Source organism: Aurantimonas sp. E1-2-R+4 (assembly GCF_036549515.1).
GTDB lineage: Bacteria > Pseudomonadota > Alphaproteobacteria > Rhizobiales > Rhizobiaceae > Aurantimonas > Aurantimonas coralicida_A.
In genome coordinates this window covers 253,030-270,589 of record NZ_JAZHLK010000001.1, presented here as the reverse complement: position 1 = coordinate 270,589, position 17,560 = coordinate 253,030, and the positions used below count along the sequence as shown (strand labels likewise).

Below are 17,560 nucleotides of genomic sequence, written 5' to 3'. Positions count from 1 at the left end.
AGGCGGTTATCCGTCCAATCCAAGGGCTCCGATTCTAGACGCTATAATACATGTCGAACTCGACCGGATGCGGCGTCATCTCGAACCGCAGCACTTCGGCCATCTTCAGGTCGATGAACGAACTGATCTGGTCGTCGTCGAAGACGCCGCCGGCTTTCAGGAAGTCGCGATCGGCGTCGAGGCTTTCCATCGCCTCGCGGAGCGAACGGCAGACAGTCGGAATCTCTTTCAGCTCCTCCGGCGGCAGGTCGTACAGGTCCTTGTCCATGGCCGCGCCCGGATGGATCTTGTTCTTGATGCCGTCGAGGCCGGCCATCAGCATGGCCGAGAAGGCGAGATAGGGGTTCGCCGTCGCATCGGGGAAACGCACCTCGACGCGCTTGGCCTTCGGCGACTGGCCGAAGGGGATGCGGCAGGATGCCGAGCGGTTGCGCGCCGAATAGGCCAGCAGCACCGGCGCCTCGTAGCCCGGGACGAGCCGCTTGAACGAATTCGTCGACGGGTTGGTGAAGGCGTTGAGCGCCTTGGCGTGCTTGATGATGCCGCCGATGTAGAACAGCGCGCTTTCCGACAGACCGGCATATTCATTGCCGGCGAAGGTCGGCTTGCCGCCCTTCCAGATCGACTGGTGAACATGCATGCCCGAGCCGTTGTCGCCGAAGACCGGCTTTGGCATGAAGGTCGCCGTCTTGCCGTAGGCGTTCGCCACCTGATGGATGACGTATTTGTAGATCTGCATCTTGTCGGCGTTGCGGGTCAGCGTGTCGAACTTGATACCGAGCTCGTGCTGCGCGGCCGCCACCTCATGGTGATGCTTTTCGACCGAAACGCCCATTTCGGCCATCACCGTCAGCATCTCGGAGCGGATATCCTGGCAGGAATCAATCGGGGGCACAGGGAAATAGCCGCCCTTGACGCGCGGACGGTGACCCAGATTGCCGGTCTCGTAGTCGGTGTCGTCATTCGATGGCAATTCCGTCGAGTCGAGCTTGAACCCAGTGTTATAGGGATCGGCCTTGTAGCGCACGTCGTCGAAGATGAAGAACTCCGCCTCCGGACCGACGAAGATGGTATCGCCGGTTCCGGACTGGGTGAGGTAGGCTTCTGCCTTCTTCGCCGTCGAACGCGGATCGCGGTTGTAGGCCTCGCCGGAGACAGGGTCGAGGATGTCGCAGACGATCGCCATGGTCGACTGGGCGAAGAACGGGTCCATGTAGGCCGTTTCCGGATCCGGCATCAGCACCATGTCGGATTCGTTGATCGCCTTCCAGCCGGCGATCGACGAGCCGTCGAACATCGTGCCTTCGGAGAACAGGTCCTCGTCGACGAGGGTCACATCCATCGTCACATGCTGGGTCTTGCCCTTCGGATCGGTGAAGCGCAGATCGACGAATTTCACGTCGTTGTCCTTGACCTGCTTCAGGATGTCGTTGGCGCTCGTCATGGTTGTCTTTCCTGTTACTGAACGATGTAATTGTTGCGGGAGAGGGCGGGCGTCAGATCGCGTCTGTGCCGGCTTCGCCGGTGCGGATACGGATCGCTTCCTCGATATTGGAGACGAAGATCTTGCCGTCGCCGATGCGTCCTGTCTGGGCCGCCTTGCGAATGGCTTCGACCGCCGCCGCGACGGTTTCGTCGGCGAGCACGATCTCGACCTTCACCTTCGGAAGGAAGTCGACGACATATTCGGCGCCGCGATAAAGCTCGGTGTGCCCCTTCTGGCGCCCGAAACCCTTGGCCTCGGTGACGGTGATCCCCTGAAGTCCGACCTCCTGGAGCGCTTCCTTCACCTCATCCAGCTTGAAAGGCTTGATGATAGCCTCGACCTTCTTCATCGATCGTCCTTTTCGACGTTGCCCTCGTCACGGGCCGCCGGCCCGTCACCTCTGCCGAAAGCAGGAGACGTGCCAAAGACGGCTTAGAACCGTGACCGGTTCGAAATAGTTTCACGAACGCTCTTCCGTGACCGCAATCGGCCCGGTCCGCGCGCTGGAAGACCGAGCAAACGCATCGGTGGAACCGAAGGCGGATGCTTGCGATCATTCTCTCGGCTACACGAGGCCGGTCCTTCTGTCACCTGGAATGCCCAATACGCTGTCACAATGATGAAGGAATAGGCAGGACAATGGTCTTTCAAGATGCATGCGGCACCGCGCTTCTGACGCCCGATGAGATGGCCGAGGCGGATCGCCGGACCATCGCGGCCGGAACGCCCGGCATCGCGCTGATGGAGCGGGCGGCGGAGTCGGTCGCCGTCGCCGTCCATTCGCATTATCCGCGCGCCGAACGGATCGCGCTGCTGGCCGGCCCCGGCAACAATGGCGGCGATGCCTATGCCGCGGCCCGGTTGCTGGGTGAGGCGGGGCGCCGGGTGGAGATATTCGGCCTCGTCGCTGCGACGAAGCTTCACGGAGACGCCGCCATCGCCGCGACGGCTTTCGGCGGAACCACGCATCCGCTCGACAGCTTCGATCCCGCGGCGTTCGATCTGGTCATCGACGGCCTGTTCGGAGCCGGCCTGTCGCGCCCCGTCGAGGGCGGGGCGGCCGGGGTGATCCGCAAGCTGAACGCGGCGCCGACACCGGTCGTCGCCATCGATCTTCCGTCAGGCGTCTCAGGCGCTACCGGCGAGCGCCTGGGCGAAGCGGTTTCGGCCGATCTGACGGTGACCTTCTTCCGGCGCAAGCCGGGCCATTTGCTGGAGCCGGGCCGGAGCCTTTGCGGACCCACCATCGTCGCCGATATCGGCATCCCGGCGACGGTTCTCGACGCCATTGCCCCGATGATCTTCGCCAATGAGCCGGCACTGTGGATGGACGCGCTCAAGCGTCCACCCATAGCCGGTCATAAATACGACCGCGGCCATGCCGTCGTCTTTTCCGGCGGCGCGACGCGAACCGGCGCGGCGCGACTGGCCGCGACGGCGGCGTTGCGCGGCGGTGCCGGACTGGTCACGATCTTTTCACCGGGCGCGGCGCTGATGGCCAATGCCGCGCATCTCACCGCCATCATGCTGAAGCGTTGCGACGACGAGGCGGCGCTCGGAGAACGCCTGGAAGACTCGCGGTTCAACGCCTTTGTGCTCGGGCCGGGCTTCGGTGTCGGCGAGCGAGCGCGGTGTTTCGCCAGCGCGGTGCTGGCGGCGGGGCGGCGACTGGTTCTCGACGCCGACGGCATCACCGCTTTCGCGGACGATCCGGACACCCTGTTCGCAGCCGCCCGGGCCGGGGGGAAGGGGGCTTCGGCGCTCGTGCTGACGCCCCATGATGGCGAGTTCAAGCGGCTGTTTCCCGACATTGCGGATCGACATGCCTCGAAGCTGGAGCGGGCGCGGGTGGCGGCCACACGCGCCGGCGCGATCATTGTCCTGAAAGGGCGTGACACGGTCATCGCCGCGCCGGACGGGCGAGCCGCGATCAATGCGACCGGAACGCCCTGGCTGGCGACAGCGGGGACGGGCGACGTTCTCGCTGGGCTCGTCGCGGCGCAACTCGCGCAAGGCACGCCCAGCTTCGAGGCAGCCTGCGCGGCGGTCTGGATGCATGGGCGGGCCGCCGAACTGTTCGGGCTGGGACTGATTTCGGAGGATTTGCCTGCGATGCTGCCGAAGGTTCATCGCCAACTGGAAGCCCTTGCTTCCAATCCGCGCGCCTGATTTCCACTCGCTCGAGTCGGAGGCGCGGCGCAGCCTGCTCAGCGGTTGCCGAGCCGCTCCATCAACGCCATCGCCGCCTGCGGCGCCCGTACCTTGCCCTCGCGGATGAAGTAGACGAACACCTCGCGCGGCGTCTTCGCGGCATGCGTTTGCGGATCGGCGCGTGGCAGGTCGTCCGGTTCGCCGCCCGTCGCCCAGAGCCGTGCCCGCTCGGCCCAGCGATCGAGTGCATCGGACGGATAGCCGGTCTCGATCTCGGCATTGCCCTTCTGCAGCCGCGCATAGACGAAATCCGATGTCACATCGGCGATCTCGGCATAATCGGCGCTTTCCGCGTAGACGATGGCGGCGCCGGCATCACGGCACAGCGTCAGCGCCTCGGGACACACGAAGCTTTCGTGGCGCAGCTCAACCGCGTGACGCAGCCGGATTCCGTCGATGTCTTTCGGCAACAATTTGAGGAAGGCGCCGAAATCGTCCGGCTCGAAGCGCTTGGTGCCGGCGAGCTGCCACAGGATCGGCCCCAGCTTGTCGCCCAGTTCAACGATGCCCGAGCGCACGAAGCGGTCGATGGATTCGCCGCCCTCGCCCAGCACCTTGCGATTGACCGCATAGCGCGGCGCCTTGAGCGAGAAGACGAAGCCGTCCGGCGTCTCGCTCGCCCATTTGGCGAAGGTCTCGGGCTTTTGCGAACGGTAGAAGGTGCCGTTGACCTCGATCGTTGTCAGCTTCGAGGCGGCATATTCCAGCTGACGCTTTTTCGGCAGACCATCAGGATAGAACGAGCCTTCCCAGGGCGCGAAGGTCCAGCCGCCGATGCCGGCGCGGATAGCCGCTGATTGGGTCATGGCGCACTCCACTTGTTCTTAGCTAAGCGATTAGCTATATTGCAATTCATGGCGACTTTCACGGTTCATCAGGCCAAGACCGAACTCTCCAAACTCATGGCTCGCGCCGAAGCAGGCGAGGAGATTGTCATCGCGCGTCGCGACAAACCTGCGGTCAAGCTGGTTCCCGTCGGCGAAATGCGAAAGAAGGAGCGTATTCCAGGGGCGCTGAAGGGCATGTTCAAGGTTCCGGACAATGTCTTCGACCCCCTTCCGGAGGACGAATTGCAGGCGTGGGACGGTAAATATTCGTTTGAACCCGATAAATGAGATTGCTTCTCGATACGCACACCTTGGCGTGGTGGCTATTGGACCACCCGCGGCTGTCCGCCACAATCCGGAATCTGCTGAAAGATACCGACAACGCGGTCTTCGTGAGCGCGGTCTCCGCCCTCGAGGCAGCGACGAAGTTCCGGCTCGGAAAGTGGCCGGAAGTCGGGCCGATGGCGACAGCCTTCGAAGAAGTGATGCGCGACCAGGATCTGCCGATCATCCCGATTGCCGCGCGCCACGCGGCGCGCGCCGGACTGATGGACGGAGCGCATCGCGATCCGTTCGATCGCATTCTCGCAGCTCAGGCCGAGATCGAAGACCTGGTGCTTGCGACCAATGATCCGCGTTTCACCGATTTCGGAACAAAAACGGTGTGGTAGATGGCCGGGCGAACTACGGGCTTCTTTTGACCGGTTGATCCTCGCACAGGAAATTGAGGTCGCTTACTCGGCTGCCACGCTGCTCACATGCGGGCGCCGCTGAAGCAGACCCTTCAGGAACTGCCCGGTATAGGAGCGCTCGGCCTTGACGATATCCTCCGGTGTGCCGGACGCGACGATCTCGCCGCCGCCGTCGCCGCCCTCAGGCCCGATGTCCACCACCCAGTCGGCCGTCTTGATCACCTCGAGATTATGCTCGATGACGACGACCGTGTTGCCGCGGTCGACGAGGTCGTGCAGCACGGTCAAAAGCTTCGCGACATCGTGGAAGTGCAGTCCCGTCGTCGGCTCGTCCAAAATATAGAGCGTGCGGCCGGTCGCCTTGCGGGACAGCTCCTTGGCGAGCTTCACCCGCTGCGCCTCGCCGCCCGACAGCGTGTTCGCCTGCTGGCCGACCTTGATGTAGCCGAGCCCGACCTCGTTCAGCGTGGCGAGCTTGTCGCGCACCGCCGGCACGGCGGCGAAGAACTCGACGCCTTCCTCGACCGTCATATCGAGAACGTCAGCGATCGACTTCTCCTTGAAGGTGACCTCCAGCGTCTCGCGATTGTAGCGCTTGCCGTGGCAGACGTCGCAGGTGACGTAGACATCCGGCAGGAAGTGCATTTCGATCTTGATGACGCCGTCGCCGTGGCACGCCTCGCAGCGCCCGCCCTTGACGTTGAACGAGAACCGGCCGGGCTGATAGCCGCGGGCCTTGGCCTCTGGAAGCCCGGCGAACCAATCACGGATCGGCGTAAACGCGCCGGTGTAGGTCGCCGGGTTCGAGCGCGGGGTGCGGCCGATCGGCGACTGGTCGATGTCGATGACCTTGTCGAGATGTTCCAGACCCTCGATATGGTCGTGCTCGGCCGGTACGTCACGGGCGTTGGCGATGCGGCGGGCCGCCGCCTTGAACAGTGTCTCGATCAGGAAGGTCGACTTGCCGCCGCCGGAGACGCCGGTGACGCAGGAGAATAGGCCGAGCGGAATCTCGGCGGTGACGTCCTTCAAATTGTTGCCGCGCGCGCCGACCACCTTCAGCCGCTTGCCTTTGACCGGCTTGCGGCGCTTTTCCGGCACCGGCACGCCGAGATCGCCGGACAGATAGCGCCCGGTCAGGGAGTTCGGATGTGCCTTGATCTCGGCGGGCGTGCCCGAGGCGATGATCTCGCCGCCATGGATGCCAGCCGCCGGCCCTATATCGACGACATAATCGGCCGACAGGATCGCGTCCTCGTCATGCTCGACGACGATGACGGTGTTGCCGATATCGCGCAGGTGCTTCAGCGTGACCAGCAACCGCTCATTGTCGCGCTGATGCAGGCCGATCGACGGCTCGTCCAGAACGTAGAGAACGCCGGTGAGCCCCGAACCGATCTGCGAGGCGAGGCGGATGCGCTGGCTTTCGCCGCCGGACAAGGTGCCGGAGGAGCGCGACAGGGTCAGATATTCCAGACCCACATCGTTGAGGAAGCGCAGCCGCTCGCGAATTTCCTTCAAGATCCGCACGGCGATCTGATTGTGCTTGTCGCTGAGCTTGGCCGGCAAGGCCTCGAACCAGTCGCCGGCCGCGCGAATCGACAGCTCGGTCACCTCGCCGATGTGGCATCCGCCGATCTTGACCGCCAGGGCCTCCGGCTTCAGCCGATGGCCACCGCAGGCCGGGCAGGGGGTCGCCGACATGAAGCGCTCGATCTCCTCGCGCATCCAGGCGGAATCGGTCTCCTTCCAGCGGCGCGCGAGATTGGGCACGATGCCCTCGAAGCTCTTGGTCGTCTTGTAGGAGCGCATCCCGTCATTGTAACGAAATTCGATCTTGGTCTTGCCGGTGCCGTTCAGGATCGCACCCTGAGCCTCTTCCGACAGCTCGGACCATTTGTCGGTTTGTTTGAAGCCGAAAGTGCGTCCGAGCGCGTCGAGCGTCTGCGCGTAATAGGGTGAGGTCGATTTCGCCCAGGGCGCGATCGCGCCGCCCTTCAGCGTCACCGCCTCGTTGGGGACGATCAGCTTGGGATCGACGGCGCGCTGCGAGCCGAGACCGTCGCAGCGCGGGCAGGCGCCGAACGGATTGTTGAACGAAAACAGGCGTGGCTCGATCTCCGGGATCGTGAAACCCGACACCGGGCAGGCGAACTTTTCCGAAAACACCAGTTGCCGCGGCTTACCGTTCTCATCGACGCCGTCGGCGAATTCGGCCACCGCCAGCCCTTCGGCGAGACCCAGCGCGGTCTCCAGCGAATCGGCAAGGCGCGCGGATATGTCGCCCCGCACGACAATGCGGTCGACCACGACGTCGATGTCGTGCTTGTATTTCTTGTCGAGGGCCGGCGCGTCGGCGATGTCGTAGAACTCCCCGTCGACGCGGACGCGCTGGAATCCCTTTTTCTGCAGTTCCGCCAGTTCCTTGCGGTATTCGCCTTTGCGGCCACGCACGATCGGGGCCAGCAGATAGAGCCGGGCGCCCTCGTCGAGTTCCAGGACGCGGTCGACCATCTGGCTGACCGTCTGGCTTTCGATCGGCAGGCCGGTGGCGGGCGAATAGGGAACGCCGACGCGCGCGAACAGCAGCCGCAGATAGTCGTAGATTTCGGTGACCGTACCGACGGTCGAACGCGGGTTCTTCGAGGTTGTCTTCTGTTCGATCGAGATCGCCGGCGACAGCCCGTCGATCTGATCGACATCGGGCTTTTGCATCATCTCAAGGAACTGGCGGGCATAGGCCGACAGGCTCTCGACATAGCGCCGCTGCCCTTCGGCATAGATCGTGTCGAACGCCAGCGACGACTTGCCCGAGCCCGACAGGCCGGTCATCACGATCAATGTGTCGCGCGGCAGGTCAAGATCGACGTTCTTGAGATTATGCTCGCGCGCGCCGCGAATGGAGATCGTCTTCAGTTCGGCCATGACGCGTCCGGCGGTCCTTGTGATTGGGAGACCGAGCCTACTTAAGTCGTCCAGGCGACTCTTCCAAGGCGGCCTGTCCTTGACTCGATTCCAATAATGTTCTTTTTTTGTTCCCAACGAATTCGAGCGGCACTGCCAAGTCGGCCCTTTCTTCCGATGGTGGAAATCGCCAAAGGTGACGAGGAAAGACTTTCAGCGGTGGACGAACGCGTCCGCGTCCTTTCGCCCCAAGGCTCGGTTCTATAGGATCGCGCCGGTTTTAAAGCATGGAGTTCGATAATGGCAGGCAGCGTGAACAAGGTGATCCTGGTCGGAAATCTGGGAGCCGATCCGGAGATCCGCCGCCTGAACTCCGGCGACGCGGTGGTGAATCTGCGAATCGCCACCTCGGAAAGCTGGCGGGACAAGAATAGCGGCGAGCGCCGGGAAAAGACCGAGTGGCACAATGTCGTGATCTTCAACGAGAACCTCGTGAAGGTCGCCGAGCAATATCTGAAGAAGGGCGCGAAGGTCTATATCGAGGGCCAGCTCCAGACCCGCAACTGGGAGGACCAGTCGGGGCAGAAGCGCTACACCACGGAAGTCGTGCTGCAACGCTTCCGCGGCGAACTGCAGATGCTCGACAGTCGCGGCGAAGGTGGCGGCGGTGGCAGTTATGACCAGAGCGGGGGCGCGCGCGGCGGCTCCGGTGGCAGCGGAAAATCCGGCAGCGGTGGTTACGACCAGGGCGGCGGTGGTGGCGGCGGATCGTCGCGCGATCTCGACGACGAAATCCCGTTCTGATTCGGAGGACACGGCCGATTCGAACCTTTGTCGCGCTCGGCATCGTCTGGCTGACTGGCAGCGCCGTCGCATCGCTCAGTGTTGCGACGGCGGGCGAGGTGACCGTGGAAGCGGCCCGCGTCACGCCTGAAAACGGCGGTACCTTCGGCTTCGCCGTGACGCTTCGCCACACCGACGAAGGCTGGGACCATTATGCCGACCGCTGGGACGTGGTCGGATCGGACGGGACGGTCTACGGGACCCGGACGCTGCTCCATCCTCACACGGACGAACAACCCTTCACCCGAAGCCAGTCGGGGATCGCGCTTCCGGACGGGGTTCGCGAGGTCGTGGTGCGCGGCCACGACAACATCCATGGCGATGGCCCGGGCAAGAGCGTGATCATCCCCGGACGCTGAAGCGGCGGCGGCCGCGCGAATTTGCCGGTCAGCCGGCGGTGGCGATGCTCTGGCTGGATTGAACCAGGGCCGCGATTCCATCCGCGACGAACTGCACCGCCAATGCCGCCAGGAGCACGCCCAGGAGCCGGGAAATCACCGCGCGGCCGGTGGCGCCGAGCCAGCGGTCGAAATGGTCGGCCACCGCGAGAAAGCCGAAGGTGACGGCAAGGGCTGCGAAGACGACGACGACCAGGCCGATCTGGCCAGCCAAGCTCGGGACCGCACCGGACAACAGGATCACGGCGGAGATCGCGCCCGGTCCCGCCATCAGCGGGATCGCCAGGGGAAAAGCCGCGACGTCGGCGAGATCCGGATCATCCACTGCGCGATTGGCGCTGCGCTCGTGGCGTTCCTTTCGCTTTTCGAAGACCAACTCGAAGCCGATCCAGAACAGGAACAGGCCGCCGGCCACACGGAAGGCCCCAAGTGTGATGCCGAGACCTTCGAGCAGCATGAGACCGGCAAGCCCGAACAGGGTCAGGATCACGAAGGCGATGATGCAGGCCCGGAGCGCGATGCGGCGTCGTTCGACAGCCCCCACGCCGGGTGTCACCGCCAGAAACAGCGGCACGAGCCCGAGCGGATCGAGGATGACGAAGAGCGTGACAAAGCCGCTGAGAAGAAGATCGAACATATTCCAGCCGTCCGGTGATGCTGCATTCTCGGTAGCAGGTGCCGGTCGCCCGTCAACCTCGGCGATTGGCAAAACCGCCCGGCAGACAATTCGACGGGCTGATTCTTTGATTTCGCGCCGCTTTCGGCCCGATGTTGGGACCGTTGTCGCAAGTTTCTTTTGCCGTTCGCGTAAGCGTTTGAAAGATTTGGGGGAATTCGCTCGGCTCGATGGCCGGGGGAATTGCTCTCGACGCGCCATTCGCGCTATAGCCAAGCAATGAATTTCAAGCCCATCGGGACATGATTTTGGCCGAAGACGACGACAACACGACGCCGCCGGAACGCCCCAGCGGTATCGACTCCATTTCGATCATCGAGGAAATGCAGCGCAGCTATCTCGATTACGCCATGAGCGTGATCGTCAGCCGTGCGCTTCCGGACGTGCGCGATGGCTTGAAGCCTGTGCATCGGCGCATCCTCTACGCCATGCACGGGATGGGCCTCAGCTTCAACAAGCCCTATCGCAAGTCGGCCGGTGTCGTCGGTGAGGTGATGGGTAAATACCATCCGCACGGCGATTCCTCGATCTACGACGCCCTCGTGCGAATGGCGCAGGATTGGTCGTTGCGGGTGCCGCTCATCGAGGGGCAGGGCAATTTCGGCTCGATCGACGGCGATCCGCCGGCGGCCATGCGCTATACCGAGACCCGGCTCTACAAGGTCTCTGAAGCGCTGCTCGAGGATATCGACAAGGAGACCGTCGACTTCCAGGACAATTACGACGGCCGCGAGCGCGAGCCGGTCGTCCTTCCGGCGCGTTTCCCGAACCTTCTCGTCAATGGCTCCGGCGGCATCGCCGTCGGCATGGCGACGAACATTCCGCCGCACAATCTCGGCGAGATCGTCGACGGCTGCGTGGCGATGATCGACAATCCGGCGATCGCGCTGGAAGAGCTGATGGAGTTCATCCCCGGTCCGGATTTCCCGACCGGGGCGATCGTTCTCGGACGCGCGGGCATCCTCTCCGCCTATTCTACCGGCCGCGGCTCGATCCTGATGCGCGGCAAGGCTCACATCGAGCCGATGCGCGGCGACCGCGAAGCGATCATCATCACCGAGGTTCCCTATCAGGTGAACAAGGCCTCGATGATCGAGAAGATGGCCGATCTCGTGCGCGACAAGCGCATTGAGGGTATCTCGGACATCCGCGACGAGAGCGACCGCGACGGTTACCGTGTGGTCATCGAACTGAAGCGTGACGCGTCCTCCGACGTCATCCTCAACCAGCTCTACCGCTTCACGCCGCTGCAGACCTCCTTCGGCGCCAATATGGTCGCGCTGAATGGCGGCAAGCCGGAGCAGCTGACGCTGATCGACATGCTGTCGGCCTTCATCGCCTTCCGCGAGGAGGTGGTGAACCGGCGCACCAAGTTCCTGCTGCGCAAGGCGCGCGAGCGGGCCCACGTTCTCGTCGGCCTGGCCATTGCCGTGGCCAATATCGACGAAATCATCAAGCTGATCCGCGCCGCGCCGGACCCGGCGACGGCGCGCGAACAGCTGATGGCCCGCGCATGGGAAGCCAAGGACGTCGCCCCGCTGATCCGGCTGATCGACGATCCGCGCCACCGCATCGCCGAGGACGGCACCTATCGCTTGTCGGAAGCCCAGGCACGGGCGATCCTCGATCTGCGCCTCCAGCGCCTGACCGCGCTCGGCCGGGACGAAATCGGCGACGAGCTCAACAAGATCGGCGAGGAGATCAAGGAGTATCTCGAAATCCTCTCCTCGCGCACCAAGGTCCGCGAGATCATCAAGGCCGAACTCATCGCCGTGCGCGACGAGTTCGCGACGCCGCGCCGCACAGAGCTGACCGAAGGGGCGGCGGACATGGACGACGAGGATCTGATTCCGCGTGAGGACATGGTCGTCACGGTCAGCCATGGCGGCTACATCAAGCGCGTGCCGCTGACCACCTACCGGGCGCAGCGGCGCGGCGGCAAAGGCCGATCCGGCATGTCGCTGAAGAACGACGAGGATTTCGTCACCCGGCTGTTCGTTGCCAACACGCACACGCCGGTCTTGTTCTTCTCATCGCGCGGCATCGTCTACAAGGAAAAGGTCTGGCGGCTGCCGCTGGCGAGCCCGCAGGCGCGTGGCAAGGCGCTGATCAACATGCTTCCGCTGGAAAAGGGCGAGCGCATCACCTCGATCCTGCCGCTACCGAGCGATCCCGAGGCGGCCGCCGAACTCAACGTGATGTTCGCGACGACCCGTGGCACGGTTCGCCGCAACAAGCTGTCCGACTTCGTGCAGGTCAATCGCAACGGCAAGATCGCGATGAAACTGGACGAGGAGGGCGACGAAATCCTGGCCGTCGCCACCTGTTCGGAAGACGACGACGTGTTCATGACGGCGGCCTCCGGCCAATGCATCCGCTTCCCGACGACCGATGTGCGCGTCTTCGCCGGCCGCAATTCGGTCGGCGTCCGCGGCATCGCGCTCGCCAAGGGCGATACCGTCATCTCGATGGCGATCCTGCGTCATGTGGATGCCACCCCGGCCGAGCGGGCCTCCTATCTGAAGATGCGCCGCGCCGTCGAGGGCGAAGCCGCCGCCGAGACCGTGGTCGAGGAGGAGGGCGTCGAGGACGTCGCGATCGACCAGGAGCGCTATGGCTTCCTCAGCGCCAACGAGGAATTCGTGCTGACGCTGAGCGAGTTCGGCTATGGCAAGCGCTCCTCCTCCTACGATTTCCGCACCATCGGGCGCGGCGGCAAGGGCATCCGCGCCACCGATCTGTCGAAAGCGAGCGAGATCGGCAATCTCGTCGCCGGCTTCCCGGTCGAGGACGGCGATCAGATCCTGCTCGTCACTGATCGCGGCCAACTGATCCGGGTGCCGGTCGAAGGCATCCGTATCGCTGGCCGGGCGACGCGCGGCGTCACCATCTTCCGAACGGCTGAAGGTGAGCGTGTCGTTTCGGTGGAACGGATTCCCGATCAGGGCGCCGATGACGCGGAGGAGACGGAAGCGCCACAGGCGGACGATGATATCGGGAGCGATGGCGGCCCCGAAGGCGAGACGTCCTGACGTTTCCTTTTCGACGCGCATCACCGCACAAATACAAAAGCCGTCCGGAGCGATTCCGGACGGCTTTCTGATTTGGTTCTACGATGTCTGCGCCGCGGCGAGGATACGCGCGGCCGGCTCGCTCGGTGAGCGGCGTCTATTGCATGAAGCGGGTCCGGCGGGCAGTCGCCTTGACGCGCACGTTCTGCGACTCGCTATGGAGCGTGATGGCGGTTGCGGAAAGCAGGGTGACTATCATGGCGAGGGCAAGCGCGAAAACCAGCATGTCAATACTCCGTTGTTCGCATTAAAAACCCGGTAGCGGCGAATTTGTTCCATATAAACTCCGCGAGCTGAACGACGGCACAGGAAGTGGTTCACAAACCGTTCATCCGCGTGGGGGTCTCCGCTGGGCCTCTCGCGAATTTTTCTTTGGCAAGGATAGGATATTCGAAGCCATGAAACGCGCGTTTTACCCTGGATCCTTCGACCCGATCACCAACGGTCACCTCGACATTCTGCGTCAGGCGGTGGCGATTTTCGACGAGGTCGTCATCGGCATCGGTGTCCATCCGGGCAAGCAACCGATGTTCAGCTTCGATGAGCGCGCCCGGTTGATCGCCGAATGTGCCGAGACGCAATCCATTACCGGCCACACCGGCCCGATCCGCGTCGTCGCCTTGGATGGGCTCGTGGTTGAGGCCGCGCGTGACGCCGGTGCAGTGGCGTTGGTCCGCGGCCTGCGCGACGGAACCGATCTTGATTACGAGATGCAGATGGCCGGGATGAACGGCGTCATGCGGCCGGAGGTTGCGACAATCTTCTTTCCGGCTTCGCCTGCGACAAGGCCCATAACCGCCACATTGGTCCGCCAAATCGCCATGATGGGCGGGGACGTTACGCCGTTCGTGCCCGGAAACGTCGCGGAAGCGATACGAGGAAAAGTCGCCTGACGCGAACTGCGGGCGCCACAATCTGGGAACCATCTCGCATGAAGTTTTTCGCTACACTCGGCCTGGCCGTGTCGATCGCCGCCGCATCCTTCACGGGTCTCGCGTCAGCGCAGCAGTCAGATCCCGAAAACACTCTGGTCATCACCACCAAGACCGGCGACATCGCGATCGGCCTTCGCCCCGATCTCGCGCCCGAGCACGTCAAACGGCTAAAGGAACTGGCGCGCGAGGGCTTCTACGACGGCGTCGTCTTCCACCGGGTCATCGACGGCTTCATGGCCCAGACGGGCGATCCTGACGGCACTGGCATGGGCGGCTCCGACAAGCCGGACCTCAAGGCCGAGTTCTCCGACGAGACCTTCGACCGCGGCACCGTCGGCATGGCCCGCTCGCAGGATCCCAATTCGGCGAATTCCCAGTTCTTCATCATGCTGGCCGATGGCGATTTCCTCGATGGCCAGTACACGATCGTCGGCGATGTCGTGTCGGGCATGGAGAATGTCGACGCCGTCAAGAAGGGCGACTCGGCTCAGAACGGCACGGTGCAGGACCCCGACAAGATGATCAAGGTCAGCGTTGCCGCCGACGGCAAGTGATCTGAAAGCCGCCGCCGATTGATGGCGGCAAACCTTGTGCCTTGGAGCGAATCCGCTCAAAGAGGCTCCACCGATACGGTCCGGGCTAGATCCGGGCCGTTCCCGTTTTCGAGATACGACAAGCAAGGAGAGCAAGATGGCGCATGATAACCCCGACGATACCCTGGTACTCGAGACGACGAAGGGCCGCGTGGTCATCAAGCTGCGACCCGACCTCGCGCCCGCCCATGTGGCGCGCGTCAAGGAGCTCGCGCGCGAAGGTTTTTACGACGGCGTTGTTTTCCACCGCGTCATCGACGGCTTCATGGCCCAGACCGGCGATCCCACGGGAACCGGTTCCGGCGGCTCCGACAAGCCGGACCTGAAGGCCGAGTTCACGGCCGAGCCGCACAAGCGCGGTACGGTCTCGGCCGCCCGCACCGCCAACCCGAATTCGGCGAACTCCCAGTTCTACATCTGCTTCGACCGGGCCCCGTGGCTCGATCGCCAGTACAGCGTGTGGGGCGAGGTCGTCGAGGGCATGGACAATATCGATCAGATCAAGCGCGGCGAGCCGGTGAGCGATCCCGATTCGATCACTACCATGCGGGTCGCGTCCGACCTCTAGCGCCGAATGCGGAAAACTGGGAACCGGTTTTCCGCTTTTGCGCCGCTCACGTGTATTCCATCCATGTCGTTGCGGACGGCGGGTCTGTTCGATCCGCCGCCGTCATGATTCACAGATCCGGCTGGCCCAGCATGCGCGTCGATCAGTTCGACTTCGAGCTCCCGGAAGACCGCATCGCCTTGCGGCCCGCGTCGCCCCGGGAGAGCGCGCGTTTGCTTGCCGTCGGCGCGGACGGCACGCTCGGCGACCGTCACGTCGGGGATCTGCCGTCGCTGCTCGAACCGGGCGACGTGCTCGTCTTCAACGACACCCGCGTCATCCCGGCCCAGCTCGAAGGCGTGCGCCAGCGGCCGGATGCGCGGGACGGCGAGGGCAGGGCGCGCATTTCTGCGACGCTGCACATGCGCGTCGCGCCGGATCGCTGGCGGGCCTTTCTGCGCCCGGCAAAGCGGGTGCGGGTCGGCGACCATCTCGCCTTCGGCCCTGACGAAACCGACGGCCTTTCCGGCACGCTCGATGCGGCCGTCGAGGACAGGGGCGACGACGGTGAGGCAACCTTGCACTTCGACCGCTCCGGTCCGGCGCTGGACCAGGCGATCGCAGTGGTCGGGCACATTCCCTTGCCGCCCTACATTGCGTCCAAGCGGCCGGACGATGAGCGCGACCGGGCCGACTACCAGACCATCTACGCCCGCGAGGACGGAGCCGTGGCGGCGCCGACCGCCGGCCTGCATTTCACGCCCGCGTTGCTCGACCAACTGTCGAAACGTGGCATTGGAACCGAATATCTGACGCTCCATGTCGGGGCAGGCACGTTTCTGCCGGTCAAGGCGGAAGATACGGCAGAGCACCGGATGCACGCCGAGATCGGTCGGATCGGCGCGGCGACGGCGCAGCGTCTGAATGCCGCGCGCCAGGCCGGTGGACGCTTGGTCGCTGTCGGCACCACGTCGCTGCGGCTTCTGGAAAGCGCGGCGCGCGACGATGGCATCATCGAACCCTTCGCCGGCTCGACCGACATCTTCATCACCCCCGGCTATCGCTTCAAGGCTGTCGACAGACTGATGACCAACTTCCACCTGCCGCGCTCGACCCTGTTCATGCTGGTCTCGGCCTTTTCGGGCTTCGCGACCATGCAGGCGGCCTATGCCCACGCCATCAAATCGGGCTACCGGTTCTATTCCTATGGCGATGCCTGCCTGCTGGATCGGGTGCCGGCATGAGCGAATCCTTTCAGTTCCGGCTGCTCGCCACCGACGGCAAGGCGCGGCGCGGCAAAATCACCATGCCGCGCGGCACGGTGCGCACGCCGGCCTTCATGCCGGTCGGGACCGCCGGCACGGTCAAGGCGATGTATCTGGATCAGGTGCGCGAGCTCGGCTCCGACATCATCCTCGGCAATGTCTATCACCTGATGCTGCGGCCCGGCGCCGAGCGCGTCGCCCGGCTCGGCGGCCTGCACGCATTCGCCCGCTGGCCGCATCCGATCCTGACCGATTCCGGCGGCTTCCAGGTGATGTCGCTGGCAAAACTGCGCAAGCTCGACGAGACCGGCGTGCGTTTCCGCTCCCATGTCGACGGCTCTGAATACGCGCTGACGCCCGAGCGGGCGATCGAAATCCAGGGGCTACTCGGCAGCGACATCCAGATGCAGCTCGACGAATGCATTCGCCTGCCGGCGGAGCGGGCCGAAATCGAGCGGGCGATGGAGCTGTCGCTGCGCTGGGCTGAACGCTCCGCCACCGCCTTCGGCGACCAGCCCGGCAAGGCCATGTTCGGCATCGTGCAAGGCGGCGACGCCATCGACTTGCGGATTCGCTCGGCCGAGCGTCTGGCGGCCATGGACCTGAAGGGCTACGCCGTCGGCGGTCTCGCGGTCGGCGAGCCGCAGGCGGTGATGCTCAAGACGCTCGACGAGACGCTTCCCGTCATGCCGGCGGAAAAACCCCGCTATCTGATGGGCGTCGGCACGCCGGACGACATCCTGCGGTCGGTGGCGCGCGGTATCGACATGTTCGACTGCGTCATGCCGACGCGCTCGGGCCGGCATGGGCTCGCCTTTACCCGCTTCGGCAAGGTGAACCTCAAGAACGCCCGCCACGCTGAGGACCCGCGCCCGCTCGACGAGGCCTCGGACTGCCCGGCCTCGCGCGACTATTCGCGCGCCTATCTGCACCATCTGGTGCGCTCGAACGAAGCGCTCGCCTCGATGCTTCTGACCTGGAACAACCTTGCCTACTACCAGTCGCTGATGGCCGGCATCCGGGACGCGATTGAAGCCGGGCGGTTCGCCGACTTCGCCGCGGCGACCGAGGCCGATTGGGCGCGGGGCGACATTCCGGCGCGCGCCTGAGCC

The 17,560-nt window shown here is 64.2% G+C and carries 17 protein-coding genes; 11 read left to right on the top strand and 6 right to left on the bottom strand.

Going from position 1 to position 17,560, the window contains the following annotated elements; all coding sequences use genetic code 11:
• Positions 1-34 precede the first annotated feature (34 nt).
• Complete coding sequence (gene glnA, locus VQ045_RS01270) at positions 35-1,444, bottom strand: type I glutamate--ammonia ligase (RefSeq protein ID WP_327622120.1); 1,410 nt, start codon at positions 1,442-1,444, stop codon at positions 35-37.
• 52 nt (positions 1,445-1,496) lie between these two features.
• The gene (locus tag VQ045_RS01265; RefSeq protein WP_024350649.1) at positions 1,497-1,835 is read right to left on the bottom strand and encodes a P-II family nitrogen regulator; all 339 of its coding nucleotides are present in this window, start codon (positions 1,833-1,835) and stop codon (positions 1,497-1,499) included.
• Positions 1,836-2,125: 290 nt separating this feature from the next.
• Between VQ045_RS01265 and VQ045_RS01260 the strand changes: the two genes are divergently transcribed.
• On the top strand, positions 2,126-3,655 hold the full coding sequence (locus VQ045_RS01260; protein WP_331828884.1) for an NAD(P)H-hydrate dehydratase: 1,530 nt from the start codon (positions 2,126-2,128) through the stop codon (positions 3,653-3,655).
• A gap of 38 nt (positions 3,656-3,693) precedes the next feature.
• On the opposite strand, the gene VQ045_RS01255 is transcribed toward VQ045_RS01260, so the two are convergent.
• A complete protein-coding gene (locus tag VQ045_RS01255; protein ID WP_331828883.1) occupies positions 3,694-4,503 on the bottom strand; it encodes a DUF72 domain-containing protein in 810 nt (269 codons plus the stop codon).
• Positions 4,504-4,551: 48 nt separating this feature from the next.
• Here VQ045_RS01255 and VQ045_RS01250 point away from each other — a divergent pair, with 48 nt between their 5' ends.
• Both VQ045_RS01250 and VQ045_RS01245 read left to right on the top strand, forming a co-directional pair.
• Positions 4,552-4,812 carry a type II toxin-antitoxin system Phd/YefM family antitoxin gene (locus VQ045_RS01250; protein ID WP_327622269.1) on the top strand — a complete coding sequence of 87 codons (261 nt, stop codon included), beginning with the start codon at positions 4,552-4,554 and terminating at the stop codon, positions 4,810-4,812.
• Complete coding sequence (locus tag VQ045_RS01245; protein WP_327622123.1) at positions 4,809-5,195, top strand: type II toxin-antitoxin system VapC family toxin; 387 nt, start codon at positions 4,809-4,811, stop codon at positions 5,193-5,195. Before VQ045_RS01250 ends, VQ045_RS01245 begins: the two co-directional genes overlap by 4 nt.
• Before the next feature lie 63 nt (positions 5,196-5,258).
• On the opposite strand, the gene uvrA is transcribed toward VQ045_RS01245, so the two are convergent.
• Positions 5,259-8,141: an excinuclease ABC subunit UvrA gene (gene uvrA, locus VQ045_RS01240; protein ID WP_331828882.1), complete on the bottom strand. Its 2,883-nt coding sequence runs from the start codon at positions 8,139-8,141 to the stop codon at positions 5,259-5,261.
• A gap of 279 nt (positions 8,142-8,420) precedes the next feature.
• On the opposite strand from uvrA, the gene VQ045_RS01235 reads away from it, so the two are divergent.
• Both VQ045_RS01235 and VQ045_RS01230 read left to right on the top strand, forming a co-directional pair.
• Positions 8,421-8,924: a single-stranded DNA-binding protein gene (locus tag VQ045_RS01235; RefSeq protein ID WP_331828881.1), complete on the top strand. Its 504-nt coding sequence runs from the start codon at positions 8,421-8,423 to the stop codon at positions 8,922-8,924.
• Positions 8,925-9,022: 98 nt separating this feature from the next.
• Positions 9,023-9,322 carry a hypothetical protein gene (locus tag VQ045_RS01230; RefSeq protein ID WP_331828880.1) on the top strand — a complete coding sequence of 100 codons (300 nt, stop codon included), beginning with the start codon at positions 9,023-9,025 and terminating at the stop codon, positions 9,320-9,322.
• Positions 9,323-9,350: 28 nt separating this feature from the next.
• Here VQ045_RS01230 and VQ045_RS01225 read toward each other — a convergent pair whose 3' ends face one another.
• A complete protein-coding gene (locus VQ045_RS01225) occupies positions 9,351-9,998 on the bottom strand; it encodes a MarC family protein (RefSeq protein WP_331828879.1) in 648 nt (215 codons plus the stop codon).
• A gap of 287 nt (positions 9,999-10,285) precedes the next feature.
• Here VQ045_RS01225 and gyrA point away from each other — a divergent pair, with 287 nt between their 5' ends.
• On the top strand, positions 10,286-13,069 hold the full coding sequence (gyrA, locus tag VQ045_RS01220) for a DNA gyrase subunit A (protein WP_331828878.1): 2,784 nt from the start codon (positions 10,286-10,288) through the stop codon (positions 13,067-13,069).
• Positions 13,070-13,205: 136 nt separating this feature from the next.
• On the opposite strand, the gene VQ045_RS01215 is transcribed toward gyrA, so the two are convergent.
• Positions 13,206-13,334 carry a hypothetical protein gene (locus VQ045_RS01215; protein WP_327622129.1) on the bottom strand — a complete coding sequence of 43 codons (129 nt, stop codon included), beginning with the start codon at positions 13,332-13,334 and terminating at the stop codon, positions 13,206-13,208.
• 172 nt (positions 13,335-13,506) lie between these two features.
• Between VQ045_RS01215 and coaD the strand changes: the two genes are divergently transcribed.
• The 5 genes from coaD to tgt all read left to right on the top strand — a co-directional run bounded on the left by coaD (position 13,507) and on the right by tgt (position 17,557).
• Positions 13,507-14,001: a pantetheine-phosphate adenylyltransferase gene (gene coaD, locus VQ045_RS01210; RefSeq protein ID WP_331828877.1), complete on the top strand. Its 495-nt coding sequence runs from the start codon at positions 13,507-13,509 to the stop codon at positions 13,999-14,001.
• Between the two features lie 38 nt (positions 14,002-14,039).
• Complete coding sequence (locus tag VQ045_RS01205) at positions 14,040-14,597, top strand: peptidylprolyl isomerase (protein WP_331828876.1); 558 nt, start codon at positions 14,040-14,042, stop codon at positions 14,595-14,597.
• Positions 14,598-14,733: 136 nt separating this feature from the next.
• Positions 14,734-15,204, top strand: coding sequence for a peptidylprolyl isomerase (locus VQ045_RS01200; RefSeq protein ID WP_327646134.1), 471 nt, complete (start codon positions 14,734-14,736; stop codon positions 15,202-15,204).
• 131 nt (positions 15,205-15,335) lie between these two features.
• Positions 15,336-16,427 carry a tRNA preQ1(34) S-adenosylmethionine ribosyltransferase-isomerase QueA gene (queA, locus tag VQ045_RS01195; RefSeq protein ID WP_331828875.1) on the top strand — a complete coding sequence of 364 codons (1,092 nt, stop codon included), beginning with the start codon at positions 15,336-15,338 and terminating at the stop codon, positions 16,425-16,427.
• Entirely contained in the window at positions 16,424-17,557 is a 1,134-nt protein-coding gene (gene tgt / locus VQ045_RS01190; RefSeq protein ID WP_331828874.1) for a tRNA guanosine(34) transglycosylase Tgt, read from the top strand. Before queA ends, tgt begins: the two co-directional genes overlap by 4 nt.
• Positions 17,558-17,560 lie beyond the last annotated feature (3 nt).